Below are 24,310 nucleotides of genomic sequence, written 5' to 3' on the forward strand. Positions count from 1 at the left end.
TGGCCATGTGCAAACTGTTTATCGATGCGGACCCTGACCTATGGCGCAGCGCCACCCACTCGCTGCGCATCGATGGTATGGTGACCAGCGTGCGGATGGAAAATTATTTCTGGCGACTGCTGGAAGAGATCGCGCAGCGCGACGGAATGAACACCGCACAGATGATCACTCGGCTATATCACGAGTCGATCGATGCGGGCCATGACCTGGGGAATTTCACCTCGTTCTTGAGGGTCTGCGCGCTGCGTTACCAGGCGCTACAGCTTAGCGGCGATATTCCCGCCAACGTAGCCGTGCCCATCGGTGAGCTGGACGCCCAGCAGATTCTTTCCCGTGAAAGCACGCTGCATAAAGACGTCCTCAACAAAAAGCACGTTCACTAGCCACGTCCGGCTGAGTTACTCCAGCCGCTCGCGCAGCGCGCTCATAAACGTCTCGATACGCTGCGCATTGGTGCCTACATCGCTGGCCCCCAGCCGCGAAGCCGAGCGCATGTCCACCCGAGTGCGGTTGCCCTGCTCGGTCAGCCGAATGACCACGTCATCTTCGAACCCAAACCAGCGCGTCACGGCGGTGGCTTCCAAACCGGTAGGGGTAATCTCGGCAATGTTCCAACCGGCGGCCTCTACTTCGGCCTGCACTGCAGCCAGTACGGTGGCGGCAGGGGCATCGACGACCAAGGGGCGAACGTTCGGGTAGGCCGCTTGCTGCTGCTCGGCGGTCGCCTCGCCTGGGTAGTCTACTTCGTTGGGGGCGGCTTCGCGGGCCTCCCGCAGGGCAGCGAACGCTGGCGGGTTTTGGGTATCGGTGGTGATGTCATGGATGACCGGCGCCTGCTGAGCGCGCTGCCACTGTTGCCAGGGCATGTAGAGTAGGGCTGCGGTGAGCATGAGCACGCCAATGGCCACGATCGCCGTGCCGCCCCGCCGAGTGAATGCGCTGATGAGTAGCACCAACACGCTCAGCGCCACTGCCGCCGTGGCTGCATAGACACCATTACGTAGCAGGTTGAAGGCCTCTCCTAAGCCGACCCACTGCCAGCGATAGGCGGGGCCAGCCCCTGCCATTAATAGCGCTGCCGCCACGAGCGCCAGCACGCTTAGCCAGGCAAAGGCTTTAGGCCAGCGGCTGTAATGTCGCTGATTGCGTCTACCGACCATCTGTCTCTCCTCGCAGTGATAGGAACGTATCGTCTGGCCACAGCATAGCCAGCGATGTGGTAGCGTGGCTATTTCTACCACATGATTGAATCAGCGAGTCACGACCCAATGCGCTCATCCGATGCCATCGCTATGCTTGCCCACCAAGTGCGCACGCTCCTCATTCAGGCACCCACCAGTGCACTGCCCATGAACTATCAGCAGGTTGCTAACGCCTTGGGGCTGACGCCACCGCGCACCATTGCACGGGTGACACAAGCGCTGGAGCAGTTAATGGAGCAGGACGTCGCCGCCGGGCGGCCGATGATCGCCGCCCTGGTGATCAGCCGTCGGGGAGACGATATACCGGCCAACGGTTTTTTCCAAAAAGCCGTCGCGTTAGGCCGGTTTCCGAACGACCCCGCCCAGCATCGCCGCCGTTACGTCGAAGAGCGGGAGCAGGCGCTGCGCGCTCGTTAGCGGGCGCGCAGCGGCGTGAGCAGGTCGCTCAGGCCGTTATGGTCGATTTCATGCATCAGGTGCAGTAGCTGACCGATCTCCCCTTGGGGAAATCCTTCCCGAGCAAACCAGTTCAAATAAGGGCCCGGCAAATCCGCAATGAGCCAGCCCTCGTATTTACCGAAAGGCATCTTGCGCGTGACCAGTTTTTCTAAATCCTCGGGTTTCATTCGTTAATTCCTTTCATTCTCATTTAAGCTCTCTTTTATATTCCCGCGCCCGCGGTTATTTGTTAGACTTTCGTCGCAATTCTTTTACCCTCCTCGACGCTGGGCACCTGCTGTTCCGGTACGTCATTTCTGTATCGTCAGGGACATGACATGCAAAAACGTTTAAGTCTGTTACTTTGTTCACCACTTTTAGCCTTGGCGACATCGCCTGTTTCCGCCGATGAACCGATCGATGTGGTGCTCATCGGCGGTGGTATCATGAGCGCTACGCTAGGCACTTACCTGCAAGAGTTAGAGCCGGAGTGGGACATTCACCTTTACGAGCGTCTTGGTGAAGTGGCGCAAGAGAGCTCCAACGCGTGGAACAACGCCGGTAGTGGCCACTCTGCGTTCATGGAAATGAACTACACGCCGGATGCCAGTGGCCGTGTCGAGATCCAGCGCGCCATCAACGTCACCGAGCAGTTCGAAATTTCTCGTCAATTTTGGGCGCATCAAGTCGAGAACGGCATTCTTGGTGAACCCTCCTCATTTATCAATAGCGTGCCGCACATTGCCGTGGTGTGGGGCGATGAAGACGTCAGCTTCCTGCGCGAGCGTTACGACGCCATGACGCAGAACCCGCTGTACGTGGGCATGGAGTACTCGGAAGATCGCGCAGAGCTGGCCGAGTGGATGCCGCTGATCATGGAAGGTCGTGACAACGACGACCGCCCAGTGGCCGCCACGCGCATGCAAATGGGCACCGAAGTGAACTACGGTGCTCAGGCCCGTGAAATGGTCGAAGCGCTGACGCGCAGCGAGCACTTTACGCTCGGTTTGCACAGCGAAGTACGTGACCTGAGCCGTAACGACGACGATACCTGGCAAGTCACCATTGCCCACCTGGACAGCGGTGAAGAGAGCACGGTGGATGCTCGCTACGTGTTCATCGGCGCCGGTGGTGCAGCGCTTCCGCTGCTGCAGGCATCGGGCATTCCCGAAGCCGAGGTATACGCCGGTTTCCCTGTGGGTGGCCAGTTTCTCTACACCACCAATCCGGATGTCGTGTCACAGCACGACGTGAAAGCGTATGGGAAAGCGGGTGAAGGTTCGCCGCCCATGTCCGTCCCGCACCTGGACCTGCGCTATCTGGATGGCGAGCTTGCGCTGTTCTTCGGGCCCTTTGCCACGTTCTCCAGTAAGTTCTTGAAAGAGGGCTCTTGGACGGATCTATTTGGCTCCATGACGCTGGATAACACCTGGCCGATGATGGAAGTCGGTCTGGATAACTTCAATCTGGTCAGCTATCTCGTCGGCCAGGTCTTGATGTCCGACGACGACCGCTTCGAAGCGCTGCAGGCGTACTATCCCAACGCCCAGCGTGACGATTGGACGCTGTGGACGGCGGGTCAGCGCGTACAGATCATCAAGAACGACCCCGAGCGTGGCGGCGTGCTACAGTTCGGGACGGAAGTGGTGACCTCGCAGGACGGCACCATGTCCGCGCTGTTGGGCGCGTCGCCGGGCGCGTCTACTGCGCCGTCGATCATGCTTGGCCTGCTGGATCGCGTCTTCCCGACTCAGGTGGCCAGCGACGAGTGGCAATCTACGCTGACCGAGATCATTCCCTCGTACGGCCAAAAGCTGGCAGAGAACCCTGAGTTGTTACGCGAGGTGCGCGCTTACACGGCACAGACGCTCAATTTAGACGAGCCCATGAACCTACCCAGCGCTGACGAGGCATCGCAAGACGAGCCGAGTGCAGACGAAGAGAGCATGACAGAAGAGAGCAGTACGGAAGCCGAAAGCACTACCGAGGCTTAAGCCACATGCGTTCCGTGCTCACTAGCGCCAGCCCTCGGGCTGGCGTTTTAGTGTTCGGCTGCGGCGACTTGCGTCAGCAGGGCGGCCAGTGCCTGGGCCGGTTTGCTGAGCTGGCCGCTAGCGCGATGAACGATACCGATATCGCGATGGAAGGTGTGCTCTTTCAAGTCGATGGCACGCACGCCCGCGGGCCAGCGCCGAAGGGCGCTTGGCTGCGGCACTAGCGCCACGCCCACGCCGTTGGCCACCAGCTGTATGATGGCGTCTAGCTCGTCTACCTCGCACACGTCCCTGACGTGGCAGTGGTTGTCACGCAAGAAACGATCGACCTGACGGCCGCCGAACGAGGCACGATCGTAGCGGACGAACGGCTGTTGAGTGAGTAGCGCCCGCCAGTCATCCGTGGTTAGCCTGCGGGGCACCAGCAGACGAAACGGCTCATGGGCCAACGGCTGCCAGCGCAGGTCGCTATGCAGCGAAAACGGCGGTCGAATGATCACCGCCATGTCCAGTTCCCCTGCATCCACCTGGTTCATCAGTGCGAGAGACAGCCCCGGCACCACGCGGGAGCGGCATTCGGGAAACTGACGGTGAAAATGCGCCAATACGTTCGGCAGAAGCGAGCGTTGAATGGATGCTATCGCACCCAAGTTGACGCGAGTGGCAGCTTCCTGTCCAGCAGAAGCGGCGCCTAAGGTGCCGTATAGGGCTATCAGTGCCTGCGCTTGTTGCAACGTCTCTTGTCCGCGCTTAGTCAGTACCGCTGCCCGCCCGCTGCGCTCGAACAGCGCTACGCCAAGCGCTGCCTCTAAACGTTTCATCTGCGCGCTGACGGCGGCTTGGGTCAGGCCGATATGCTGGCCCGCTGCCGCAAAGGTGCCGTGCTGGGCAACGGCGATGAGCGTTTTGAGTTCGCGGATCATGGTGAGATTTTCATCAATAAAATTTGTGAATAGATCAAAAAACAATTGATTTAATTTTTACATTGCGCCTTTTAGGATAGTGACACGGGTCAAGCGCAGCGCGCTAGCCGTGTACCAACAAAAGCACCTATCAGGAGACACCCATGAGCCTTTCCCCCTTTCACTTAGCCATTCCCGTTTATGACGTCGCTTTGGCGCGCACTTTCTACAACGATGTGTTTGGCCTAGAAGAGGGCCGTTCCAGCGATCATTGGGTCGATTTCGACTTTTTCGGACATCAGTTGGTGATCCATGAGCATCCCAAAACGCCCGGACAAGAGAGCGCCCACACCAACCCGGTAGATGGTCATAACGTACCGGTGCCTCACTTTGGGGTCATTTTGGAGTGGGACGAGTGGGAAGCGCTGGCCGAGCGCTTGAAAGCGCGTAACACCGACTTTGTCATCGAGCCTTACATTCGCTTCAAGGGCGAAGTGGGCGAGCAGGCCACCATGTTTCTGCTCGACCCCTGCGGCAATGCGCTCGAGTTCAAGGCATTCAAAGACAAGAGCCAGATCTTCGCTAAATAGGCAGGGCGTGTCTAAAGGCCACTAAGCGCGCAGCGCCTGCTCCTGGCGACGATGCTGAAGCGGTGACTCGCCAAAGTAGCGCTTATAGTCGCGGCTAAACTGCGGCACACTGCGGTAGCCCACCGCCAGCGCCGCCTGATTCACGTTATGGCTATCTTGCAATAAGAGCTGCTGCGCTTTGATCAAGCGCAGCCGCTTGAGATACTGAGCGGGCGAGGCGCGGGTAATCTGCTTGAAATGCTGGTGAAACGTCGACACGCTCATGTTCGCCTGCTGCGCGAGCCGCTCTACCGAAAAGTCCTCTGCAAAGTGGGTATGTAGCTGCGAGAGCACCTGCACGATGCGTGAATAGTTGCCGTGCCCCTGCACCAGCGCCCTCAAAGCCGGGCCTTGTTCACCTTTGAGCGCTTCGAACACCACGTCACGTATTCGGGCATCGCCCATGGCGCTGCACGCAACCGCATCGTGCAGCGTATGGGCCAAGCGCATGACGGCATCCTGCATCCCTTCGTTCATTGCGACCGATGCCATGGGCAAAGGCGCGGTGCTGCTTGGCGGGTATCCCTCGCCCATCGCGGTGACCATTTCACTGAGCAGTGCTGGGTCGAGTTTGACCGACATACCCAGTAGCGGGGCCTCGGGAGAACCGTACGTTTCGCACTCGAACGGCATGGGCAGCGTCTGGACCAAATAGTGCCCGGGATTGTAGTGAATCTCTCGGTCGCCCAGATAGCCCACTTTGCGCCCCTGAGCGATGATGATGAGACAAGGGTCATACATCAGAGGTGTACGGACTTGCTGCCTGCCCAGGCAGAGCAGGCTGACGCGATCCAAGCGGGAAGGGCTGGGGCCGTCGCCTTTTACGAGCGGTATGATGAGGTCGGCAAGCGCATTACCAACATGTGCGGTACTGGCCACAAGGCCCTCCTTACGCAAATGCAGTCGAATCGTTCGCGAGAATTATGACGTTTTGCTGTGCATTTTTGTTATTTTATTACCCTTTTATAGAGAAATAAGCAAAAAAAACGTAGCTTCGTTCATCGCTATCTCCGCCTAGGCAGCCAATAATGAAAACACCTTCCGCCTCTGCGGGATGCATCAAAAAAGGAGTTTTCATGAGCCAAGCAAAATCTTACGCCGCGTTTTCCGCTGACAAGCCGCTCGCGCCGTTTACCTTTGATCGTCGTGAGCCTCGCCCTGACGATGTTGCCATTGAAATCCTTTACTGCGGCGTATGTCACAGCGACCTGCACTTTGCACGCAACGACTGGGGCATGACCCAGTATCCCGTGGTGCCTGGTCACGAAATCGTGGGCCGTGTGACGTCCGTGGGCAGCGACGTGACCCGTTTCAAAGCCGGTGATTTGGTCGGTGTGGGTTGTATGGTCGATTCCTGCCGCACCTGCTCCGCCTGTCAAGATGGCGTCGAACAGTACTGCTTGGAAGGCTTTACCATGACCTACGGCAGCCCGGACCGCCAAGACGGCACCATGACGCAGGGTGGTTATTCCGACGCCATCGTCGTCAGTGAGCACTTCGTGCTGAAAATGCCGGACGGTATCGATCTAGCCTCAGCAGCCCCCATCCTGTGCGCCGGTATCACCACCTACTCTCCGCTGAAGCATCACGGTGTAGGCAAAGGTCATAAAGTAGGCGTGATTGGTATGGGTGGCCTGGGCCATATGGGGGTCAAACTGGCCAAGGCATTGGGCGCCGAAGTGACGGTCTTCACGCGCTCCGATGCCAAGGTGGAAGAAGCCAAGCGTAACGGTGCCGACCATGTGGTGGTCTCCAGCGACCAGGCGCAAATGGACGCCGTGGCCGAGACGTTCGACTTCATGCTCGATACCGTGCCGGTTCAACACGACTTGAACCCTTACCTCGCATCGCTGAAGTACGACGGTACGCATATTCTGGTCGGCCTTCTAGAACCCATCGAACCGGCCATCGAAGCATTCAATCTGGTGTTCAAGCGCCGCGTCGTCGCAGGCTCTCTCATCGGCGGCATTGCGGAAACCGAGGAGCTGCTCAAGCTTTGTGCCGAGCAGAACATCTCTTGCGATATCGAAATGCTCGATATCCACAAGATCAACGAAGGCTTCGAGCGTATGGAGAAAGGGGACGTACGCTACCGCTTCGTGATCGACATGGCGACGTTGAAAGATACCGCTGCCTAAGCCATCGTGCTCCAACAAGCCCACCGCAAAATGGCGGTGGGCTTTTTTGTTCGTTCGTTATGTCATCTTCGTTGGTAGACAAAGGTCTTAGTGTCTTCATATTACTTCCTGTGATGCTTTACCCTCGTGATGAGTGGGGTGACGACTAAAAAAGCAGAAGGGAACAGAATGATGAAACGACTCTCCATAAAATGGAGCCTGACGGCGGCCCTGGCGCTGCTCGTCGTGATGATTGGCTTGATCAGTGCACTGGGGTTTTACACCAATACAACGAGTGATCGAGCACTCAACGAGATCAATAATATCAACGTGCGGCTTGCCAACTTGGCAAACCGTACTCAAGTGAACGCGCTCAGAGCGCAAACCTTCCTCGACCGTTCGGCCAGCTTCAGTACCCAAGGCAACCCTGACAAAGGGCAGCAGAGCTTAGCCATGGCGGCAGAGGCCGTGGCGGCAGCGCAAACCCGCTTCGCTGAGTTCTCGGCGATCCCGGTCACGCCGGGCAGCGAATTGGCCCAACGGCGTGATAGCGTGGTCGAGGCCTACCATGCCTTTGTGACCGACGGCATCGTGCCGCTCTTGGACGCCGCGCCGTTTCAAATTCAGCGCCAACAGGAGGCGTTGGGGGAGCTGGGAGCCGACCTGGATGTCGCGATGGGCGAGTTCGTGGCCTACACCGAAGCACGCGGCCAGCAGGTCATGAGTCAGGTAGACCGCTTAGCGACGATCGGCGGCGCAGTGGCGATAGGTTTGCTGCTGTTTTCACTGCTGGCGGCGATCGCCATTCGTATCGCGATGATGCGTGGCGTGGTGAACCCGCTCCAGCAGGCGCTCGGCCATTTCGATCGCATCGCCAACGGTGATTTGACCGGGCGTATCGAGGACCGTGGACATAATGAAATTGGCCAGCTCTTCATCGGCCTGGCGACCATGCAAGAGAAACTGAAGACGCTGGTCATGTCCCTTCGCAGCAGCAGCGAGCACGTCTACAGCGGTGCCAGCGATATCTCATCGGGTAGCCAAGATCTCTCGTCGCGCACCGAGCAGCAGGCCTCGGCGCTGCAGCAGACGGCCTCGAGCATGGAGCAAATGGCCACCACGGTGGGTAAAAATGCCGAGATAGCGCAAGAGGCCGATCAACTGTCGGTCACGGCGTCTCAGTCTGCCGAGGCGAGCGGTGAAGAGGTCGAGCGTACCGTTCAGCTCATGCGTGAGATCGCCGCCAGTGCCGACCGGGTCAACGATATTATCGGAGTGATCGACTCGATTGCCTTTCAAACCAACATACTGGCGCTGAATGCTTCGGTCGAGGCGGCCCGGGCTGGCGAGCAGGGGCGTGGCTTTGCGGTGGTGGCGAGCGAAGTACGTTCCCTAGCGACACGCAGTGCCGAGTCGGCCAAAGAGATACGGGGCCTGATCGAACAGACCACGTCGCAAATCACCACGGGCGCCACTCAAGCCGAGCGCAGCGGGGAGACCCTAAGCCAAACCGTCGATGCCATCCGCCAAGTCACCACGTTGATGGGCGAGATTTCCACGGCAACGCGCGAGCAAAATAGCGGCATCGAGCAGATCAATGCCGCGCTGACGGAAATGGACTCGGTGACGCAGCAAAACGCCGCGCTGGTGCAGCAAACCAGCTCGGCAGCCAGCGCGCTGGAAGCTCAGGCGAGCCAGTTGGCAACGCTGATGGCCACCTTCAGGCTGGCCGAAGGTAGCCAAGCGCCAGCGGCCAGCGCACCCACATTAGTGCAACCGCCGCAGCATGCGCCTGCCAAGCCCGCTACGTCTGCGGCGGCGCCCAACAACGACGATTGGGATGAGTTCTAGCCAAGCAGCCATTTCGAACGTCACGAAACAGGGCGGCTAGAGGGCCGCCCTGATGATGGATGCCGACATCGATAGGAAGGAGCGCGTTTTAGGTGTGGGCGACAACGCGAATACGTACGTAGTCCGCCGTCCAGTTACCTTGGCCGTCGCTTAGGCTATGGGCCAGCAGGTTGAGGGTGTTGTCGAAGATAGCGTCTTTCAGGTCCGGGTCTAACCCGTGAAAGAAGGGACTCGCAAAGGTGTCTAGCCAGCTTGCCATGCCTTTGGGTAGCGGCGTAGGGCGCGGAATGAGTTCGACGCTTTCCACACGAAAACCGACCGTTTGCAGAAGGTTGGTGTACTCCTGTGTGGTCGGAAAATACCAGGGGTGGCGTCCCTTCGAGCTAATGCCGCGAAACTGTAGCGAGGCAATCAGTGCGGTGCAGATCGCTGCCACATTGCCATGGCCACCAAACTCCGCCACGAATCGTCCGCCGGGTTTCAAAGCACGCTTTATTCCCGCCAGCACGGCTTGAGGGTCGAGCATCCAGTGCAGCGCCGCATTGCTGAAGACCGCATCGAACTCGTGGTCGAAGGGCAATTGATGGCCGTCGATCACACGCGCCGTCACCCCTCGCTGTTGGGCGGCGGCGACCATCTCTTCTGACGCATCGATACCCAGCACGTCGGCGCCAAGTTGCATGATGCGCTCGGTAAGCGCACCGTCACCACAGCCCAAGTCCAAAATACGCTGTCCAGGCTGCGGCGATAGCAGGCGCACGACCTCCATACCTAGGTCAGGAACAAAGCTGGCGTGTTCCGCATACCGACCGGCGTTCCATGCCTGACCGGGCGGTGTGTGAGAGGCGTGTGACATATCGGCTTCCTAGCAACGTTAATAGACCTGAGTATTACAAATAGTATAGCGAGCCTTGGCTATCCCGCGTGCAACAGTGCGTAAAAATTCTTTTATCCACCGTACGTTAACCCGCTCGAGTAGCTACCCAATCTTAGACAATAGCGTTACGCTGAAACCTCACCAGGGAGAGAGCCGGTATGAACCAACAACATCAAGCGGATGATAATTTTGAAGGGGGGGATCAGGGTCGTGAGGCGACCGGCCAGCGCGAACCCACCTCCCAGGCGTCCGGTACTCAGCAGGAAACACGAGAAGCGAATTTGCCTTCAAGAGCGGCCGTGGTGCATCAGCATTTACGCTTAGAAGGGCAAAAAGAGCTCTCGAGAGACTCCATGGCGTTGCTATGGTCAGCCATTGCGGCGGGGATTTCGATGAGTTTCTCCATGGTGGCACGTGGCGTACTGCATGCCCATCTGCCGCAAACCGATATTGGCTTCTTAGTCGAGTGTTTAGGCTATACCGTGGGCTTCATCGTCGTCATTTTGGCCCGCCAACAGTTATTTACCGAAAACACGGTCACCGCCGTTCTGCCTGTGATGAGCCGACCCACGTTACCCAATCTGGGAGCATTGGGCAGGCTATGGGGCGTGGTATTGGTAGGCAACCTGATGGGGGCGGCGCTCTCCTCGTTTACTTTTTTGCACATGCCGATGTTCGACGAAGCGACGCACCAGGCGTTCATCGCGCTAGGAGAGCACATGATGGCCAACACGCCCATGGAAATGTTCTCTAAAGGGATTCTCGCTGGTTGGATGATTGCGACCCTGGTATGGCTGATTCCCGCTGCCGATCAAGCCAAAGTGTGGATGATCATCATCGTGACCTATGTCATGGCGATTGGTGAATTCACCCACATCATCGTCGGCACCAGCGAAGCGCTGTATTTGGTGTTCGATGGCCATATTACATGGTCCGACGCGGTCGTCGGGTTCGCGCTACCGACGCTGGCTGGTAACGTCATTGGCGGTACCTTCATTTTTGCGCTGATCAGCCATGCGCAGATTCGCGGCGACGTCGAGGCGCAGCGAGAGTGTAAGCAGGGCCTGTTCAACCGTCGCCAGCGCTAACTTTCTCAATAGACGATTACTCAGGAGGCAACTGGTATGAATGATGTCATCAAGCTACTGAACGCCCACCGTTCGATTCGTAAATTCACCGATCAAGCGATCCCCCAAGGCCTGCTGCGTGAACTGATTCAAGCGGGCCAAGCGGCGGCAACGTCGAGCCATGTACAGGCCTATACGGTGATCCATGTGAAAGATGCCGCCAATCGAGAAGCCATCGCGGAGCTGGCCGGAGGCCAAGGCTACGTAGCCAGCAGCGCGGCGTTTTTGGTTTTCTGTGCCGATATGAAGCGACCTACGGAAGCGTCTGCGCGCACCGGTGCCAACGTCGAACGCGGTATGACCGAACAGCTCTTAGTGGCCACCGTGGATACGGCGCTGATGGCGCAGAACGTGGCCGTGGCAGCGGAATCCGAGGGCTTGGGCATTTGCTATATCGGTGGCATTCGCAATAACCCGGAAGCCGTTAGTGAACTATTGCGCCTGCCAGCCCATGTGTATCCCGTGTTCGGCATGTGCCTGGGCTACCCAGCGCATCAGCCGGAAGTGAAGCCGCGTCTGCCCGTTGAAGCGATTCTGAAAGAGGACTACTACACTGAGGATAGCGATCATGTAGCCGCCTTTGACGACACCATGCAGGCGTACTATCAATCGCGTAGTAGCGGTAATAAAAACAGTGATTGGTCGCACAACCTAACCCCTCTATTCGATAGCAAGCTGCGCCCCCATATGCGTGACTTCTTGGTGAAACGCGGCTTTACCATGAAATAAGGAGTCCTCTATGTCTCTACAGCGTGCCTATGTGCTACTGGCCGGGCTTTATAGCCTGTTACCCGTCATGGGCGTCGTGGCGATCTTTGCCGGCGGGGGGACGCCGCTGGCCATGGCGCACTTGTTCTTCGGAGCACTAGGCGTGGTGGGGCTGTGGGGATACATCTTGAATCGCGCCATGATGAGCCAACGCATGTGGCGGCCGCTGGCAGCGGTCTTGTTGGTCGGTAGCGTGATTCAGCTCGTCATCATGCTGACCATGCCGGTATCGGGCGTACTGTTGACTTGGATGCTGACCAGCAGCATTTTCGCTGTTCTGCTGGCGGTCCTCCTCTACCACTACGGTAACCGAGACCAGCCGTTATGGGCCACCGACGAAGAGCGTGATGCGGCCAAGCGGCTGGCGACGCTGTTAGAGCAGCAGTCGAAAGTCACGCTGGTGTACCGGGAGCCGGGGCATGAAAATAGCGTCAACGTCGTCAAAGCTGGCAACGACTACCTAGCCAACGTGACGCGTCGCTACCAAACGGACGATGAGCATCGGCAGGAAACCTTCGAGCGCCGTTTTCGGCATCCTGAAACGCTCGTGTATTTTGTCGATAAGTTTGCCAGCATCTCGCCCACTAGCGTTTCGACGTCGTCCTCCATGGCGCCTGCCGTTTAAGGGAAACGTCTATCGGCAAGCGGGGCAGAACGATGCCAAAAGCTGCACAGCCAGCTGCGTTTTGATGGTGTGGTACAGCGGGACGATGCGCTTGGGCAGATGCGCCTCCGCTACCCGCTGGTCGATGTAGTAGGGCGCTCGGCTGCCGCAATAATTGATCACCCCACCTACTTGTTGAAAATGCAGTCCGGACGCTTTCAATAAACGGCTAAAGCGAGGCTCCAACATGGCAAAGACATGGTGGCGCCCGCTCAATCCCACCATGGCCGTGGCAGCAAGAAAGAGGCTAAGACTCAACAAGGCCGGGCTCTCTTTGATGCTTTCGTAAGGCGTTTGAGCCGTTGATGAAGTCGAAGGGAAGGCCTGTGAGGCAAGCTCAGGACGCGAGAGCGGTTTTTTCCGCACGGTGGGGTGGACGGCCAATCGCGACACTTCGCACGTTTTGTCAGAAGAAAAGACATGTGGATGGGTATCAGGCATGAAGAGAGGAGCAGGATAGTACGCTTCCAACGGCAGGGAACATAAAGGTCGACCACGGACGGGTTCGATCAACACGACCCTGACGCAGCCCACGTCGATACCCGTCGCGTTATGGTGAAGCAAGCAGAGCAGCGAGTGTTGATCGTGTGCGTCGCACTCGATGTTCAGCGTGTTTTCATTACCAATGGCATAGTTGAGTTCTTCGATGAAGACCGCGTGGCGCAGCGCAAACGCTCGATATTGTTCGTCTGGGGTCTGGGCAATGATCAACGTAAAGTGGTCATTGAAAAACGTTGGGCTAAACGTGCTCTCTTGAAGCGTATCAGGTGACGTCATGGTGGGTTTTATTGTCGTTATCCCCATCGTTCATCCTCTCAGTAGCTGCGCTAGGGGCAGTGGCTTGCCTACATGAAAGCCTTGCCCGTATGTAATACCGTACCCTTGTAGGATAGGCAGTAGCGGCGCTTGGTCGACGAACTCTGCAATGGTTTGCTTGCCAAACCCTTTGGCGATGTCGGCTATGGCTTTCACGATGGTATGGCTATCGGGATTGATCAATAAGCTACGAATGAACGAGCCGTCTATTTTGATGTAATCCACCGGTAGCTGGCCCAAATAGTGAAAGCTGCTAAAGCCAATACCGAAATCGTCCAATGCCGTGCGGCAGCCTAAATCGCGCACCGTTTGTAACACGTTGCGTGCGGTCGAAAAATCGGTGATTGCAGCGGTTTCGGTGACTTCGAGAATCAAATGATGAGGATCAGCGCCACTACGCTGCAGTTCGTCGGTTAGATACTGCTTTAGCTCCAGGTCATGCAGCGACTGCCCTGACAGATTCACCGCCAAGGAAATACCGCGATCTTGCAGCGTACCAAGCGCTTGCACGCTATGCTGGATGACCCATCGGTCCAGCGGCACCACCAAGCCACTCTGTTCGGCAATGGCAATGAAGTGCTGTGGAGCGATCAGGTTGCCGTCGGGATGGCGAAGACGCAGCAGTACTTCATAATGTTTGATATCTTGATCGGCCAAACGCACGATGGGTTGCACCATCAGTTCGAAGCTGTCGTTTTCCAGCGCGTGATGCAACTGCTCTACCCAATACACGCGATCCTGTAACTCGTCTTTTGCGTTTTCGGCCTGGGATAGGAGATACCAACGCTGGTGAGTGCTCTCTTTGGCTTTGTACATCGCCATGTCGGCGCTCGCCAGCAGATCGGCGGGGTTGCGCCCGTGAAGTGGGAAGAGCGCAATGCCCATGCTGGCGGAGATATGGTGCTTTCTACCCGCCGATTGGAAACCGATCCCGCTTAGCAGCTGATGAATATACCCCGCCATGCTAATGGCCTGCTCGCTGCTGACCCCTTCCAGCAGCAGCGCGAACTCATCCCCACCCAGGCGTGCAATGATGCTGCGCTGGCCAAGGTTCAAGAACAGCGTCTCGGCGACCTCGCGCAGCAGATGATCGCCAACGTGGTGACCGCTGAGCTCGTTGATCTCTTTGAACTGATCCAAATCCAGCAGCAAGATGGCGCCTTCGCCGTTGTGCAACAGCGCATTTTGCAGGGCATCCTGAAAATAGCGGCGATTGAACAGCTCCGTGAGCGGGTCGCGTTCTGCTAACCAAATCAGCCGCTCTTCGGCTGCTTTGCGTTCGGTAATGTCCAAACCTACCGAAATGCACAGCGCCTCTTCCCGAGGGCTAGCGGGCAGGACGGAGTGGTACCACGCAACGATGCAGCAGCGTTTATCGGCGGTTTGTAGGGTTTTCTCTTCCTGGCGTGGCGCGGACGATGCGGAATCGAACGACGCATCTTTTGTCATGACGCGTCCCGGCAGCGCCGTGTGGCGGGCTTGATCGAAAATATCGCTAAAGTAGCGGCCAATGAGTTCGCTATCTTTCAGCGACAAGCGGGCGCGGGTGTAGTCGTTGACCCGCCGAATACGCCCTTCCTGGCTGTGTACCACGATAAATACCTGAGCGGTATCTAGCAGACTGTTGACGAAATCTCTCTCATGAGCCAGCTCGTCGATACGCTCGGCCAACTGGCGGCTGTTTTCGGTCACGCTGGCTTCCAAGTTCGCTAACTGGTTCGCCAGCGTGCGAGTCGCGCGCTCTACCACATCGATTTCGTTGGAGAACCGTGGCGTGCGCTCAGGCAGTTTGCCGCGTACCTCCGTAAACTCCCTTCTGGCCAGCGCCGGTAACAGCGCGGCCACTCGACGTAGGCGTGCCATGGGACCCAGTAGAATGGCGAGGAGTAACAGTTGAGCAGCCAGCCAGCCAGCCACGCCGAGCAGCAGCAGCGTATTGGTGGCTTTCTGAATCGCGACGACCTGCGCCGTCACATCGGAAATCAGCAGAAAATAGCCGGTGCTGCGCCAGTCGGCATCGTTCTCCATGTAAACGGCGCTGAGTTCTAAGTCGCGCTGCGCGTAAGACAGGTTGAGCGGCCGTTTGGCCAGTTCCGCAATGGGCGCCGAGCGCGCCGCGCGTTCCAGCAGAGGCAGCGTCGTCTCGCGGCTGGTAAGGGCAACCAAGTGGCCATTCCACTCCGACAGCTGGCGGCTCGCCTCTAAGCGGTTCGTGCCGGTGTAGCCCGCCACTAATAGGGCAACCTCACTACCAGAAACTTCTCTGGCTTCCCGGGTCACGTCAGCCAGCGAACGAGACAGCACCACCATGCCAATGCTGCTGCCTGCCAATAAAATAGGCACGGCGGCGAACTGCTGACAGGTCAGCCCGCAGCGCAGTGTGGTCATCGGGGCCTCGCTTGACAGCACCTCGTCGACCCAGCCCTCGACGGGTATATCTAACGGGGGGTGGTTGCCACCGGAGTGGCCGAGCAACCGTCCCAATGGGTCGAACACAAAGACCTCGTCCACACCCGCCTCCAATTGCAGCGGTGGCCACTGATCGCGTAGCGCGTCATCGATGGCGGTAACATCGCCGATGGACAGTGCCTCGCCGAGGGGGGCTGCTGAAGCAGTGAGCCCCGCCAACTGGCGTAAGTTATCGGCAGAGCGTTGAAGGGCAAGGCGTATCTCGCGCTGCTGGCGCTCGTGATGGGCCACGCGGCTATTGGCAAACTGTTGGGTCAGGTGGTGATGCCCAAGCCAAATGAGCAGTGCCACCAACGTCAGCAACAGAAGGCTGCTAAGCGCGGTGACCCGCCAAGCGAGGCTAAACCGATGACGTGCTGGTAAAGAAGAAAACCGACTCATCACAGCAGTTCCCGATCAGGTCCATGGGTTAGAAGCGCAGCGATAGTTGAAAAAGCAGCATATTCCAGCGTTGGCGTGTGGCGTTGGCGTCTGGATTGTCTTGATTGGGTAGCCAGCCAGTGCCATCCACCGCGTGGTACTCGCCTGCCAACATCAGCCTGGGCGTGGGCGTCCACTGCACGCCCAGTGTCAGGTCGTCGGCAAACTGTGAATGGGCCGGGCCAAGGCCTGCCTGCTGATAGCGCTGGCCCGAGCGGTCGTCAGTGTCGTTGATCAAGCGATCGAAACGGACCAGCCCGCTCCAGGTAGGCGTAAAGCGGTACTGATATTGCACGTACCAGCTCTCGCCGGTGATATCGAAGGTGCGCGGCAAGGAGTCGCCGTCGAGGGACTGTTGGCGACGCGCGTACTCGGCGGTTAGGCTCCAGTACTCATCGTTGTACTGAAGCGAAGCGATCCAGGGCTGGAACTCGAAATCGGCAGCCTGGCCGCCAAACGATGTATCGAGGTTCACCGTGGCAGTACTTAGCGCCGCGACCCACTGGCCGGTAGGGTCTTCGAAAAGCAGTTGGGCAATCGCGGAAGGCTCTGCCGCCGAGACATCCTGCGCCGCACCATTGAAGAGCTGGCGCGTGAGCGTCGAGCCGGTTTGCGGGCGGCCAAGCCCACTGCGAAAACGCAGCGTGCCTGCGTCAGTGTAGGCTTCCCAATAGACGCTCACGCCATCGGCGGCCAGGCCCAGGGCGCGGGTGCGATCGAAATAGATAGATTGCGGCAGTAAGATACTGGGCCGTGTGAACGCCACGTCGCGGGTTTGGTTGTAGAGTCCGAAAGGGTTCTTGAAACGTCCTAGCTGAATGCCCACCGTGCGTGAGGTATTGGAGCTCATTTGATAGTCGATGACGCCGTAATCCAGCGTGGGCTCGGCATCCTCGGTGTCGCCGCCAGCGCGGCGGCTCAACAGTTGGGCGGCCACCAGCACCTTACGGTGAGGACGAAACGACGCGTTCAACCCAAGCTCGGTGAACTCCAGGCTGCCTGCGTGATCGCTACTGGCACCAAAAAAATCGTTATCATCGGTGACCACCAGCGCCTGGCTAAGAAAGCCATGTACCTGCAGCGTATTGCTTGGGTGGTCGTCACCATGGGCGCCCAAGGGCAGCAGCGTCAGCAGCCCCGCAGCCAGCCATGACGTGAGTGGGGGACGTTCACTCCATTGAAATGACACGGACGCTCTCATCCAGGTACTCCCTTTCAAGGTAACCCAGCGCGCCGGGTGTGCTAGCGACTTGCTGACGCATATCGGCTTGGTCGCGTGCTCGGTTAGGGGCTTGCCCCATGCCGGAAAATACCATTCTGTCCCATGCTAACTGTAGTTGATGGGGGTAGACCCCCAGCTGCTCTTTGCTAAATCGGCCGTGAACCGGGTCCCGATTGGGTAGCACGTACACTTGCGCAGCCTGTCCGTTGGGCCAAGTGCGCTGGCGCATGGCGAACATGGCGCGCGCGGTATCCCGGCTAACGTTGGCAGTGCCCACCGACGGGTGGGCAATCAAAACGATCGTGTTCGGTAATTCGTTGGGCTGTGCTGACGCGGGGGTAAAAAGCAGGCCAATGGCTATGAGCGCTGTCAGTGAAGCGCTCAGCAGCGTACGTCGCGGCCTCTTAGACGGCATGACCTAAGAGGTGTCCGTGCTGGCCAAACGTCAGCGTGATGCCTCCTGTGGGGAGTGCCCACACATTAGCTGTGAATGAATAAATGACGCGTCTCCCTTGCGACGTACGACCAAAAAAGAGCAGCCAGAGCCAAACGCTTATCGACTGTATTCAACGACGCAAGCGACACGCAATGGCAAAAACTGACCAGGGTGTCATGGTAATTTACATCACCTTTCGCGTGCGTGCGTTGGCCTGTATCAACGGTGGTGTAGGTAGCCTGGCTTACTCGCTGACGAGCTCCAACAGGCGATCAGGATAATCGGTAAACAGGCCATCGACGCCTAGCGCCATCAACCGCTTCATCTCGTCCTGCTCATTGATGGTATACACGTGAACCGACAGGCCATGTGCCTGCGCCTGACGAACAAAATCAGCATCGATGACCTCTTGGCCCCGGTAGGCGGCATTGGTGCCAATCCCTACGGCGTATTCGGCAATGCGCTCGAAATCCTCATCTCGGATGCTGTCGGCCCCCGGCGTGGTGTCGTTCCACTCGGTCAACGTGGCGCTATTCTGCTCGCTTGGGGAGTACCAGAGCAGTTGAATGAGCGGCACATGGGGGTTCGCCGTACGTACTTTGAGCAGGCTCTCTTGGTCGAACGACTGCACCAGCACACGGCCTTGCTCGATCATGTCGTGGGCTTCCAGGCGTTCGACCAAGGCTTCTTCCAAGCCAGGGTTGAGGTCGGGGGATTTGGTTTCTATGTAATAGCGGGTCGTATGACCGAAATGATCGAACAGCTCGTCCAGCGTCAGGATTTGCGCGCCGCGATACTCCTCTTCCGTACGCTCGGGGTGGGCCTCGTGGAACCATGTCCCCGTATCCAGCGTTTTTAACTCGGCCAAGGTGTAATCGTGAATATGGCCTTCGCCGTCGCTGGTACGCTCGAGGGTGTCATCGTGAAACAGCACCACCTCGCCATCGGCGCTGAGCTGCGCGTCCAACTCTAAATAGTCTACGCCCCAACGGTGGGCGAGTTCGTAGGCCGCTAACGTACTTTCCGGTGCGTGGCCGCTTGCGCCGCGGTGGGCAATCACCTGGAAACTAGTTAAATCCTCACGCTGCTGTAACAACGGCGTATCGTTTGCCGCCGTAGCAGCGGTAGCAATGCCCGTGATCACCATCGGCGTCATCAACAGAGCAGTCATCAGGGAATAGCGCGACATAAACACTCCTTGAAAACGAGTCATAACGAAGGTCATGTAACGACCTTAACCTCGCCACATGACAAACGCACGCAGCGTCTTTGGGAATAGTGCACTGACCGTTGAATCAGTAACGGGAAACGTAAAAGCGACCAAGCATCGCCGAATGTTTTAGTCTGCTGGATAGCGTTATCAAAAAGAACCACTACAGAGGTGCGTTATGACCCAACCGCTCAGCGTCGGAGCGCGAGTTCTGCGTTTTGTCATCGCTTTGTTAGCAGGCGTTATCCTGGGGAGCGTGGTGCAGACTCAGATCAATCTGGCAGCACTACAAGCGTTAGGCGTGGCTATCCCGTTTAGCGTAAGAGCATCGACTACCGGGAAAGATCTCATCCACTTTGCCCCCCTCTATGCAACCTTACTGCTGCCTGGGTTTGCCATGTCACAAGTTGCTGCTGCGCTAATAGTTCGCCGAAAGGTGAGGAAGTGTCGCGCGCTGATTCACGCCTTAGCGGCCGTGGTCGGGCTGTGGGTCACTTTTTGGCTGGCGAATGCCCTTGCACCCATGCCCACGTTGATTGCGGCGACTCGCGGGCCGTTAGGGTTGGCAGCCATGCTGGCTACGGCAGGGCTTGCGGGGTGGCTGTTGGCAGTGCTCACACGTGACAGGAGTAACGCTCGAGGGGCGGCCAACATAGCCGTGATGGCAGGGGCGTTACTAATGACCGTGGCACCTTCGGTAGACGCTCAGCCTGCTCAAAGCACCTACCAAATAGACATCTTAACGGAGGGCTTGGCGCATCCGTGGTCGCTGGCATGGTTACCCGATGGGCGCATGCTGGTCACCGAGCGCCCTGGGCGTCTTCGGCTGTTAAGCGCGCAGGGCGAGACATTGGTGGAGTCGCTGGGGGGCATTCCCGACGTTTATGCCTCTGGGCAATCGGGCCTTTTTGATGTGCTGTTATCACCCCAATTCGAGCAAGACCAGCAGCTCTATCTTAGCTATGCCTGTGGCACCGCTAGCGCTAACCACACGTGCTTGGCGAAGGCGACGCTCGGGGAGAATCGCTTGGAGCAAGTGGAAGAGATATTTCGCGTACACCCAGCAAAAAGCGGCGATGCCCACTTTGGCGGCCGCCTCGCGTGGCTTGCGGATAATACCCTGGTCATGACCCTAGGCGATGGGTTTGATAACCGAGAAGAAGCGCAGCGAACGACCAGCCATATTGGCGGGATTGTGCGCATGAATCCTGATGGCAGCGCCCCAAGCGATAACCCCTTCATCGCAGATGCCAACGCACTGCCAGCGCTTTACAGCATTGGCCACCGCAACGTGCAGGGGCTGGTCTTCGATGACGCCAATCAACGGCTCATCGCCCACGAGCACGGCCCACGAGGCGGCGATGAGTTAAACGTGATCACCCCAGGAGGCAACTACGGCTGGCCTATTGCCACTGGTGGGCTAGATTACACCGGCGCTCGGGTATCCCCGTTTGAAGCGTACCCCGGCATGCTGCCACCTGCGCTTGAATGGACGCCCTCCATCGCGCCTTCCGGTCTAGCGCTATACCAAGGTGAACTGTTTCCCGAATGGCAGGGCGATCTACTCGTCGGTTCGTTGGTCAATCGTGAGGTCCGCAGGGTGCGGCTGCGTGAAGACGGCGGCGCAGAAGAGGTAGAGAGGCTGTTCGGTGAACTCGATGCCCGAATTCGCGATGTGCGGGTCGGCCCCGAAGGGGCGGTGTATCTGCTCACCGACAGCCCAGATGGGCAACTGCTGCGGGTGATGCCCCGTTAATCAACTAAACTGAATAAAGAAAGCGCTAACAGGTAGGTTGCTCAGGAGATGTCATGATTCATAAGGAACATCACCGCTCTCATCGGTCGGGCTGGTTAAGAGCCGCTGTACTAGGCGCCAACGATGGCATTGTGTCGACTAGCAGCTTGATTTTAGGGGTAGCCGCAGCGTCTACCGCACAAAGCGATATTTTGCTGGCGGGGGTGGCGGGGTTAGTCGCCGGGGCGATGTCGATGGCGGCGGGGGAGTACGTCTCAGTCAGTTCGCAATCGGACACTGAGCGGGCCGATTTGGCCATGGAGCGGAAGGCGTTAGCGCACCATTTCGATGACGAAAAAGAGGAGCTGGCCGCCATCTATGTCGAGCGTGGCCTGACGCCTGAGCTGGCCCACCAAGTCGCGGAGCAGCTGATGCAAAAAGATGCCTTGGGGGCACATGCGCGGGATGAAATCGGCATTACCGATGTGAGCCAAGCGCGGCCATTGCAGGCAGCGTTCTCATCGGCGGTGATGTTTACCCTCGGTGCGCTGCTACCGCTACTCGTCGCTTGGTGGGCACCCTTAGTGCTGTTGATACCTCTCGTCGCCATTGCGTCATTGGCGTCGCTGGCGCTGTTGGGTGCACTGGCCGCCAAAGTGGGCGGTGCGCCAGTGCGTACCGCCGCCTTACGCGTGCTGTTTTGGGGCGCGCTGGCCATGGCGTTGACATCGCTGATTGGCCGATTGTTTGGCGTTATGGCATAACCTGTATATGTCCATCGCTTGTAAGGAGAACGCGCATGCTGGCCTATACCATGGTGGGAACGAAAGACCTCGCGCGTGCTCTGCGGTTCTATACGCCGCTGTTCAATGCCATGGGGCTGGATATTTGTTGGCAAGATGATAGTTGCGTCTCATTCGGTGACCCGGACGATGTCAACGTGCCCCAATACTTCGTAGGCTACCCCTTCGATGGTCACGAGGCCACCGTCGGCAATGGCACCATGACCGCTTTCCAATTCGCCGATATCAAAGAGGTCGACACCCTGCATCACCTCGCCCTGGAAAGCGGTGGAAGCGACGAAGGCGCACCGGGTTTTCGCCCGCAGTATGGCGACGGTTTCTACGCCGCCTATGTGCGCGACCCCGATGGCAACAAGCTGGCGTTCGTGGTGTATCCGCACCGAGTAGGACTCTAACCTTTCAACTCCCTTAGTAACCAATCCACCAGCGCTTCGCTGCGGCGGGCGTTGGTGTGTTTGGGTAGCCATAGGCAAAGTCTGGCCGGGGTTTCGATGCTGCGCCAGGGGGCGACTAGCCGGCCGCTGTTTAGGTCGTCCTCCACCAGTAGCCTAGGGGCGATAGCTACCCCCAAGCCCGCTACGGCGGCTTCCATTAAGTAATAAAGATGCGCGAAACCTTGGCCCTTCTTCAGAGCCGTTTCCAAGGTGCTGCCATTCAACTTTTGAGCGGCTGCCCACTGGGGCCACGCTTGGGGGCGCGAGGCGGTATAAAGGAGCTTATTGGCAAATAGCGTTGCCGGATCAGCGTTTTGGCAAACGCTAGCCAAGCGGGGGCTGGCGACGGCGCAAATTTCCTCAGGCATCAGCGTGATCAATTCACCCTCTTCAGGCCAGGGCGGTTCGAAAAAGGCCAGCGTGACACTGGTTTCCGGCTGGCCAGGCTGCTCGGCATCGCTCACCACCACCTGAAGTTTTAGCTCCGGCAGCGCTTGGTTCAAGCGGTCTAAACGAGGAATCAGCCAGCGGGCCAGCAGACTGCCGGGGCAGGCCAGGGTAAACGGCGCTTCTTCCACCTCATACTTGAGCAACGTGCAACTATCCCTCAGTTTTGCAAAGGCTTCGCCCACGCCGCTCTGCAGCCGTTCGCCGTGGTGGGTAAGTACCAACCCGCGCCCGGACTTGGTGAACAGCGCCACGCCAAAATGCTCATCCAGGCTCTTTAGCTGGCGACTTACCGCGCCGTGGGTCACGCTCAGCTCATCGGCAGCAGCGGTCACGCTGCCTAGCCGGGCAGTGGCTTCAAAGGCGCGCAGGGCGCTCAAGGGCGGCAGGCTGTTTTGCATGGGGTCTCCTGAAACAGTTGCGTAAAACTCACACGTGCTTGCCATCTTATCGATTTTTCTTCCCGCCTGCCTGCGCTAACGTCTTCACAAACCTAAATCGCACCCAAAACGCAGAGGTCGTGATGAACCAACCGTTAAGCCTACCCGATGCCAACGGCATGTTTGGCAGCTTTGGTGGCCGCTTTGTGGCCGAAACCCTGATGCCGCTGATTCTCGAGCTGCAGGATGAGTACGCCGCTGCAAAAAATGACCCCGAGTTTCAGCGTCAGCTGGCCTATTTCCAGGGCGAGTATGTAGGGCGCCCCAATCCGCTCTACTTTGCCGAGCGGCTCACCGAGTACTTCGGTGGTGCGAGCATTTACCTCAAGCGTGAAGAGCTAAACCACACCGGCGCGCACAAGATCAACAACTGCATTGGCCAAGTACTGCTGGCCAAGCAGATGGGCAAGAAACGGATCATCGCGGAAACCGGTGCAGGCATGCACGGTGTTGCCACCGCCACCGTGGCGGCCCGCTTTGGGTTGCCCTGCGTGATCTACATGGGCGCCACCGACATCGAGCGCCAGCAGCCCAACGTGTTCCGCATGAAACTGCTGGGCGCGGAGATCGTGCCGGTCACTTCCGGTACCGGTACGCTGAAAGACGCCATGAACGAAGCGCTGCGCGACTGGGTCACCAACGTCGACGACACCTTCTACATCATTGGCACCGTGGCAGGGCCGCACCCGTACCCGGCGATGGTGCGCGATTTTCAGGCGGTGATTGGCCACGAAACCCGCGCCCAGATGCTCGAAAAGCAGGGCCGCCTGCCGGATTCGCTGATTGCCTGCGTGGGCGGCGGCTCCAACGCGATGGGACTGTTCTATCCGTTCATCAATGATGACAGCGTGCACATGGTCGGCGTGGAAGCGGGCGGTAAAGGCGTCAAGAGCGGCCTGCACGCCGCCAGCCTAAACGGCGGTACGCCAGGTGTACTACACGGCAACCGCACCTATCTGCTGCAAAACGAAGACGGCCAGATTATCGACGCTCACTCGATTTCCGCCGGGCTCGATTATCCCGGCATCGGCCCCGAACACGCCTGGCTGCACGAACAGGGGCGGGTCGAGTACGTCTCTGCCACCGATGACGAAGCGCTGGAAGCCTTCCAGATCTGCTGCCGCCAGGAGGGCATCATCCCCGCCCTGGAAACCGCCCACGCCCTGGCCGAAGTGGCTAAGCGCGCGCCAACACTTCCCCGCGAGCACCTGATGGTGGTCAACCTCAGCGGACGCGGCGACAAGGACATGAACAGCGTGGCCGAGCATTTAGGCGACCGCTTCGGCATGACACATTCATGAGCGCGACC

General features: G+C 58.4%; 24 protein-coding genes. 13 read left to right on the forward strand and 11 right to left on the reverse strand.

All coding sequences use genetic code 11. The features are described from left to right. Positions 1 to 5 precede the first annotated feature (5 nt). A complete protein-coding gene (locus FHJ80_RS08965) occupies positions 6 to 383 on the forward strand; it encodes a ribbon-helix-helix domain-containing protein (RefSeq protein WP_139526673.1) in 378 nt (125 codons plus the stop codon). Between the two features lie 15 nt (positions 384 to 398). On the opposite strand, the gene FHJ80_RS08970 is transcribed toward FHJ80_RS08965, so the two are convergent. Beyond that, complete coding sequence (locus FHJ80_RS08970) at positions 399 to 1,160, reverse strand: DUF1499 domain-containing protein (RefSeq protein ID WP_044628413.1); 762 nt, start codon at positions 1,158 to 1,160, stop codon at positions 399 to 401. A 108-nt stretch (positions 1,161 to 1,268) separates the two neighbouring features. Here FHJ80_RS08970 and FHJ80_RS08975 point away from each other — a divergent pair, with 108 nt between their 5' ends. Then, on the forward strand, positions 1,269 to 1,619 hold the full coding sequence (locus FHJ80_RS08975; protein ID WP_139526675.1) for a hypothetical protein: 351 nt from the start codon (positions 1,269 to 1,271) through the stop codon (positions 1,617 to 1,619). On the opposite strand, the gene FHJ80_RS08980 is transcribed toward FHJ80_RS08975, so the two are convergent. Further along, positions 1,616 to 1,828 carry a DUF3820 family protein gene (locus FHJ80_RS08980; RefSeq protein ID WP_139526677.1) on the reverse strand — a complete coding sequence of 71 codons (213 nt, stop codon included), beginning with the start codon at positions 1,826 to 1,828 and terminating at the stop codon, positions 1,616 to 1,618. The two genes, FHJ80_RS08975 and FHJ80_RS08980, sit on opposite strands and share 4 nt — an antisense overlap. 150 nt (positions 1,829 to 1,978) lie before the next feature. On the opposite strand from FHJ80_RS08980, the gene mqo reads away from it, so the two are divergent. Continuing rightward, complete coding sequence (gene mqo, locus FHJ80_RS08985; protein WP_139526678.1) at positions 1,979 to 3,634, forward strand: malate dehydrogenase (quinone); 1,656 nt, start codon at positions 1,979 to 1,981, stop codon at positions 3,632 to 3,634. 47 nt (positions 3,635 to 3,681) lie between these two features. Here mqo and FHJ80_RS08990 read toward each other — a convergent pair whose 3' ends face one another. Beyond that, on the reverse strand, positions 3,682 to 4,557 hold the full coding sequence (locus tag FHJ80_RS08990; RefSeq protein WP_139526681.1) for a LysR substrate-binding domain-containing protein: 876 nt from the start codon (positions 4,555 to 4,557) through the stop codon (positions 3,682 to 3,684). 143 nt (positions 4,558 to 4,700) lie between these two features. On the opposite strand from FHJ80_RS08990, the gene FHJ80_RS08995 reads away from it, so the two are divergent. After that, on the forward strand, positions 4,701 to 5,126 hold the full coding sequence (locus tag FHJ80_RS08995; RefSeq protein ID WP_044628417.1) for a VOC family protein: 426 nt from the start codon (positions 4,701 to 4,703) through the stop codon (positions 5,124 to 5,126). A gap of 21 nt (positions 5,127 to 5,147) precedes the next feature. Here FHJ80_RS08995 and FHJ80_RS09000 read toward each other — a convergent pair whose 3' ends face one another. After that, the gene (locus FHJ80_RS09000; RefSeq protein ID WP_044628418.1) at positions 5,148 to 6,044 is read right to left on the reverse strand and encodes an AraC family transcriptional regulator; all 897 of its coding nucleotides are present in this window, start codon (positions 6,042 to 6,044) and stop codon (positions 5,148 to 5,150) included. Positions 6,045 to 6,241: 197 nt separating this feature from the next. On the opposite strand from FHJ80_RS09000, the gene FHJ80_RS09005 reads away from it, so the two are divergent. Both FHJ80_RS09005 and FHJ80_RS09010 read left to right on the forward strand, forming a co-directional pair. Beyond that, positions 6,242 to 7,303 carry an NAD(P)-dependent alcohol dehydrogenase gene (locus FHJ80_RS09005; RefSeq protein WP_044628419.1) on the forward strand — a complete coding sequence of 354 codons (1,062 nt, stop codon included), beginning with the start codon at positions 6,242 to 6,244 and terminating at the stop codon, positions 7,301 to 7,303. A 171-nt stretch (positions 7,304 to 7,474) separates the two neighbouring features. Beyond that, positions 7,475 to 9,133, forward strand: coding sequence for a methyl-accepting chemotaxis protein (locus tag FHJ80_RS09010; RefSeq protein WP_139526683.1), 1,659 nt, complete (start codon positions 7,475 to 7,477; stop codon positions 9,131 to 9,133). An 88-nt stretch (positions 9,134 to 9,221) separates the two neighbouring features. On the opposite strand, the gene FHJ80_RS09015 is transcribed toward FHJ80_RS09010, so the two are convergent. Continuing rightward, entirely contained in the window at positions 9,222 to 9,989 is a 768-nt protein-coding gene (locus FHJ80_RS09015; protein ID WP_139526684.1) for a class I SAM-dependent methyltransferase, read from the reverse strand. Positions 9,990 to 10,168: 179 nt separating this feature from the next. Between FHJ80_RS09015 and FHJ80_RS09020 the strand changes: the two genes are divergently transcribed. Genes FHJ80_RS09020 through FHJ80_RS09030 form a run of 3 tightly spaced genes read left to right on the forward strand, consistent with a single transcriptional unit; the run spans position 10,169 to position 12,530 of the window. Then, the gene (locus FHJ80_RS09020) at positions 10,169 to 11,098 is read left to right on the forward strand and encodes a formate/nitrite transporter family protein (protein WP_044628422.1); all 930 of its coding nucleotides are present in this window, start codon (positions 10,169 to 10,171) and stop codon (positions 11,096 to 11,098) included. Between the two features lie 36 nt (positions 11,099 to 11,134). Continuing rightward, positions 11,135 to 11,866: an oxygen-insensitive NADPH nitroreductase gene (gene nfsA, locus FHJ80_RS09025; RefSeq protein WP_139526687.1), complete on the forward strand. Its 732-nt coding sequence runs from the start codon at positions 11,135 to 11,137 to the stop codon at positions 11,864 to 11,866. 10 nt (positions 11,867 to 11,876) lie between these two features. Continuing rightward, complete coding sequence (locus tag FHJ80_RS09030) at positions 11,877 to 12,530, forward strand: hypothetical protein (protein ID WP_139526689.1); 654 nt, start codon at positions 11,877 to 11,879, stop codon at positions 12,528 to 12,530. A gap of 9 nt (positions 12,531 to 12,539) precedes the next feature. Here FHJ80_RS09030 and FHJ80_RS09035 read toward each other — a convergent pair whose 3' ends face one another. From FHJ80_RS09035 to FHJ80_RS09055, 5 genes are all read right to left on the reverse strand, one after another. Beyond that, positions 12,540 to 13,346: a PEP-CTERM/exosortase system-associated acyltransferase gene (locus FHJ80_RS09035; protein ID WP_255303906.1), complete on the reverse strand. Its 807-nt coding sequence runs from the start codon at positions 13,344 to 13,346 to the stop codon at positions 12,540 to 12,542. 30 nt (positions 13,347 to 13,376) lie between these two features. Further along, the gene (locus tag FHJ80_RS09040; protein ID WP_139526693.1) at positions 13,377 to 16,235 is read right to left on the reverse strand and encodes an EAL domain-containing protein; all 2,859 of its coding nucleotides are present in this window, start codon (positions 16,233 to 16,235) and stop codon (positions 13,377 to 13,379) included. A 28-nt stretch (positions 16,236 to 16,263) separates the two neighbouring features. After that, positions 16,264 to 17,463 carry a porin gene (locus FHJ80_RS09045; protein WP_255303907.1) on the reverse strand — a complete coding sequence of 400 codons (1,200 nt, stop codon included), beginning with the start codon at positions 17,461 to 17,463 and terminating at the stop codon, positions 16,264 to 16,266. Further along, a complete protein-coding gene (locus FHJ80_RS09050; protein ID WP_218013974.1) occupies positions 17,444 to 17,911 on the reverse strand; it encodes a hypothetical protein in 468 nt (155 codons plus the stop codon). Before FHJ80_RS09050 ends, FHJ80_RS09045 begins: the two co-directional genes overlap by 20 nt. A 265-nt stretch (positions 17,912 to 18,176) precedes the next feature. Next, entirely contained in the window at positions 18,177 to 19,121 is a 945-nt protein-coding gene (locus FHJ80_RS09055) for a glycerophosphodiester phosphodiesterase (protein ID WP_139526697.1), read from the reverse strand. Between the two features lie 199 nt (positions 19,122 to 19,320). Here FHJ80_RS09055 and FHJ80_RS09060 point away from each other — a divergent pair, with 199 nt between their 5' ends. Genes FHJ80_RS09060 through FHJ80_RS09070 form a run of 3 tightly spaced genes read left to right on the forward strand, consistent with a single transcriptional unit; the run spans position 19,321 to position 22,075 of the window. Further along, complete coding sequence (locus tag FHJ80_RS09060; RefSeq protein ID WP_139526699.1) at positions 19,321 to 20,898, forward strand: PQQ-dependent sugar dehydrogenase; 1,578 nt, start codon at positions 19,321 to 19,323, stop codon at positions 20,896 to 20,898. A gap of 53 nt (positions 20,899 to 20,951) precedes the next feature. Next, on the forward strand, positions 20,952 to 21,641 hold the full coding sequence (locus FHJ80_RS09065; RefSeq protein ID WP_139526701.1) for a VIT family protein: 690 nt from the start codon (positions 20,952 to 20,954) through the stop codon (positions 21,639 to 21,641). Between the two features lie 35 nt (positions 21,642 to 21,676). Continuing rightward, on the forward strand, positions 21,677 to 22,075 hold the full coding sequence (locus FHJ80_RS09070) for a VOC family protein (protein ID WP_139526703.1): 399 nt from the start codon (positions 21,677 to 21,679) through the stop codon (positions 22,073 to 22,075). On the opposite strand, the gene FHJ80_RS09075 is transcribed toward FHJ80_RS09070, so the two are convergent. Continuing rightward, complete coding sequence (locus FHJ80_RS09075; RefSeq protein ID WP_139526705.1) at positions 22,072 to 22,962, reverse strand: LysR family transcriptional regulator; 891 nt, start codon at positions 22,960 to 22,962, stop codon at positions 22,072 to 22,074. The genes FHJ80_RS09070 and FHJ80_RS09075 overlap by 4 nt on opposite strands. A 122-nt stretch (positions 22,963 to 23,084) precedes the next feature. Here FHJ80_RS09075 and trpB point away from each other — a divergent pair, with 122 nt between their 5' ends. Continuing rightward, positions 23,085 to 24,302: a tryptophan synthase subunit beta gene (trpB, locus tag FHJ80_RS09080; protein ID WP_139526707.1), complete on the forward strand. Its 1,218-nt coding sequence runs from the start codon at positions 23,085 to 23,087 to the stop codon at positions 24,300 to 24,302. Positions 24,303 to 24,310: the final 8 nt, after the last annotated feature.

This window comes from Halomonas sp. BL6 (genome assembly GCF_006228115.1).
Taxonomy (GTDB): domain Bacteria; phylum Pseudomonadota; class Gammaproteobacteria; order Pseudomonadales; family Halomonadaceae; genus Vreelandella; species Vreelandella piezotolerans.

Bases quoted from the DNA above. Each gene is read 5' to 3' on its own strand.
- FHJ80_RS09005 (WP_044628419.1), top strand. From the start codon at position 6,242: ATGAGCCAAGCAAAATCTTACGCCGCGTTTTCCGCTGACAAGCCGCTC.
- FHJ80_RS08970 (WP_044628413.1), bottom strand. From the start codon at position 1,160: ATGGTCGGTAGACGCAATCAGCGACATTACAGCCGCTGGCCTAAAGCC.
- FHJ80_RS09040 (WP_139526693.1), bottom strand. From the start codon at position 16,235: ATGAGTCGGTTTTCTTCTTTACCAGCACGTCATCGGTTTAGCCTCGCT.
- FHJ80_RS09075 (WP_139526705.1), bottom strand. From the start codon at position 22,962: ATGCAAAACAGCCTGCCGCCCTTGAGCGCCCTGCGCGCCTTTGAAGCC.
- FHJ80_RS09050 (WP_218013974.1), bottom strand. From the start codon at position 17,911: ATGCCGTCTAAGAGGCCGCGACGTACGCTGCTGAGCGCTTCACTGACA.
- mqo (WP_139526678.1), top strand. From the start codon at position 1,979: ATGCAAAAACGTTTAAGTCTGTTACTTTGTTCACCACTTTTAGCCTTG.
- FHJ80_RS08975 (WP_139526675.1), top strand. From the start codon at position 1,269: ATGCGCTCATCCGATGCCATCGCTATGCTTGCCCACCAAGTGCGCACG.
- FHJ80_RS09065 (WP_139526701.1), top strand. From the start codon at position 20,952: ATGATTCATAAGGAACATCACCGCTCTCATCGGTCGGGCTGGTTAAGA.
- FHJ80_RS09070 (WP_139526703.1), top strand. From the start codon at position 21,677: ATGCTGGCCTATACCATGGTGGGAACGAAAGACCTCGCGCGTGCTCTG.
- FHJ80_RS08990 (WP_139526681.1), bottom strand. From the start codon at position 4,557: ATGATCCGCGAACTCAAAACGCTCATCGCCGTTGCCCAGCACGGCACC.
- FHJ80_RS09055 (WP_139526697.1), bottom strand. From the start codon at position 19,121: ATGTCGCGCTATTCCCTGATGACTGCTCTGTTGATGACGCCGATGGTG.
- FHJ80_RS09010 (WP_139526683.1), top strand. From the start codon at position 7,475: ATGAAACGACTCTCCATAAAATGGAGCCTGACGGCGGCCCTGGCGCTG.
- FHJ80_RS08965 (WP_139526673.1), top strand. From the start codon at position 6: ATGTGCAAACTGTTTATCGATGCGGACCCTGACCTATGGCGCAGCGCC.
- FHJ80_RS09015 (WP_139526684.1), bottom strand. From the start codon at position 9,989: ATGTCACACGCCTCTCACACACCGCCCGGTCAGGCATGGAACGCCGGT.
- trpB (WP_139526707.1), top strand. From the start codon at position 23,085: ATGAACCAACCGTTAAGCCTACCCGATGCCAACGGCATGTTTGGCAGC.
- FHJ80_RS08995 (WP_044628417.1), top strand. From the start codon at position 4,701: ATGAGCCTTTCCCCCTTTCACTTAGCCATTCCCGTTTATGACGTCGCT.
- nfsA (WP_139526687.1), top strand. From the start codon at position 11,135: ATGAATGATGTCATCAAGCTACTGAACGCCCACCGTTCGATTCGTAAA.
- FHJ80_RS09060 (WP_139526699.1), top strand. From the start codon at position 19,321: ATGACCCAACCGCTCAGCGTCGGAGCGCGAGTTCTGCGTTTTGTCATC.
- FHJ80_RS08980 (WP_139526677.1), bottom strand. From the start codon at position 1,828: ATGAAACCCGAGGATTTAGAAAAACTGGTCACGCGCAAGATGCCTTTC.
- FHJ80_RS09030 (WP_139526689.1), top strand. From the start codon at position 11,877: ATGTCTCTACAGCGTGCCTATGTGCTACTGGCCGGGCTTTATAGCCTG.
- FHJ80_RS09020 (WP_044628422.1), top strand. From the start codon at position 10,169: ATGAACCAACAACATCAAGCGGATGATAATTTTGAAGGGGGGGATCAG.
- FHJ80_RS09035 (WP_255303906.1), bottom strand. From the start codon at position 13,346: ATGACGTCACCTGATACGCTTCAAGAGAGCACGTTTAGCCCAACGTTT.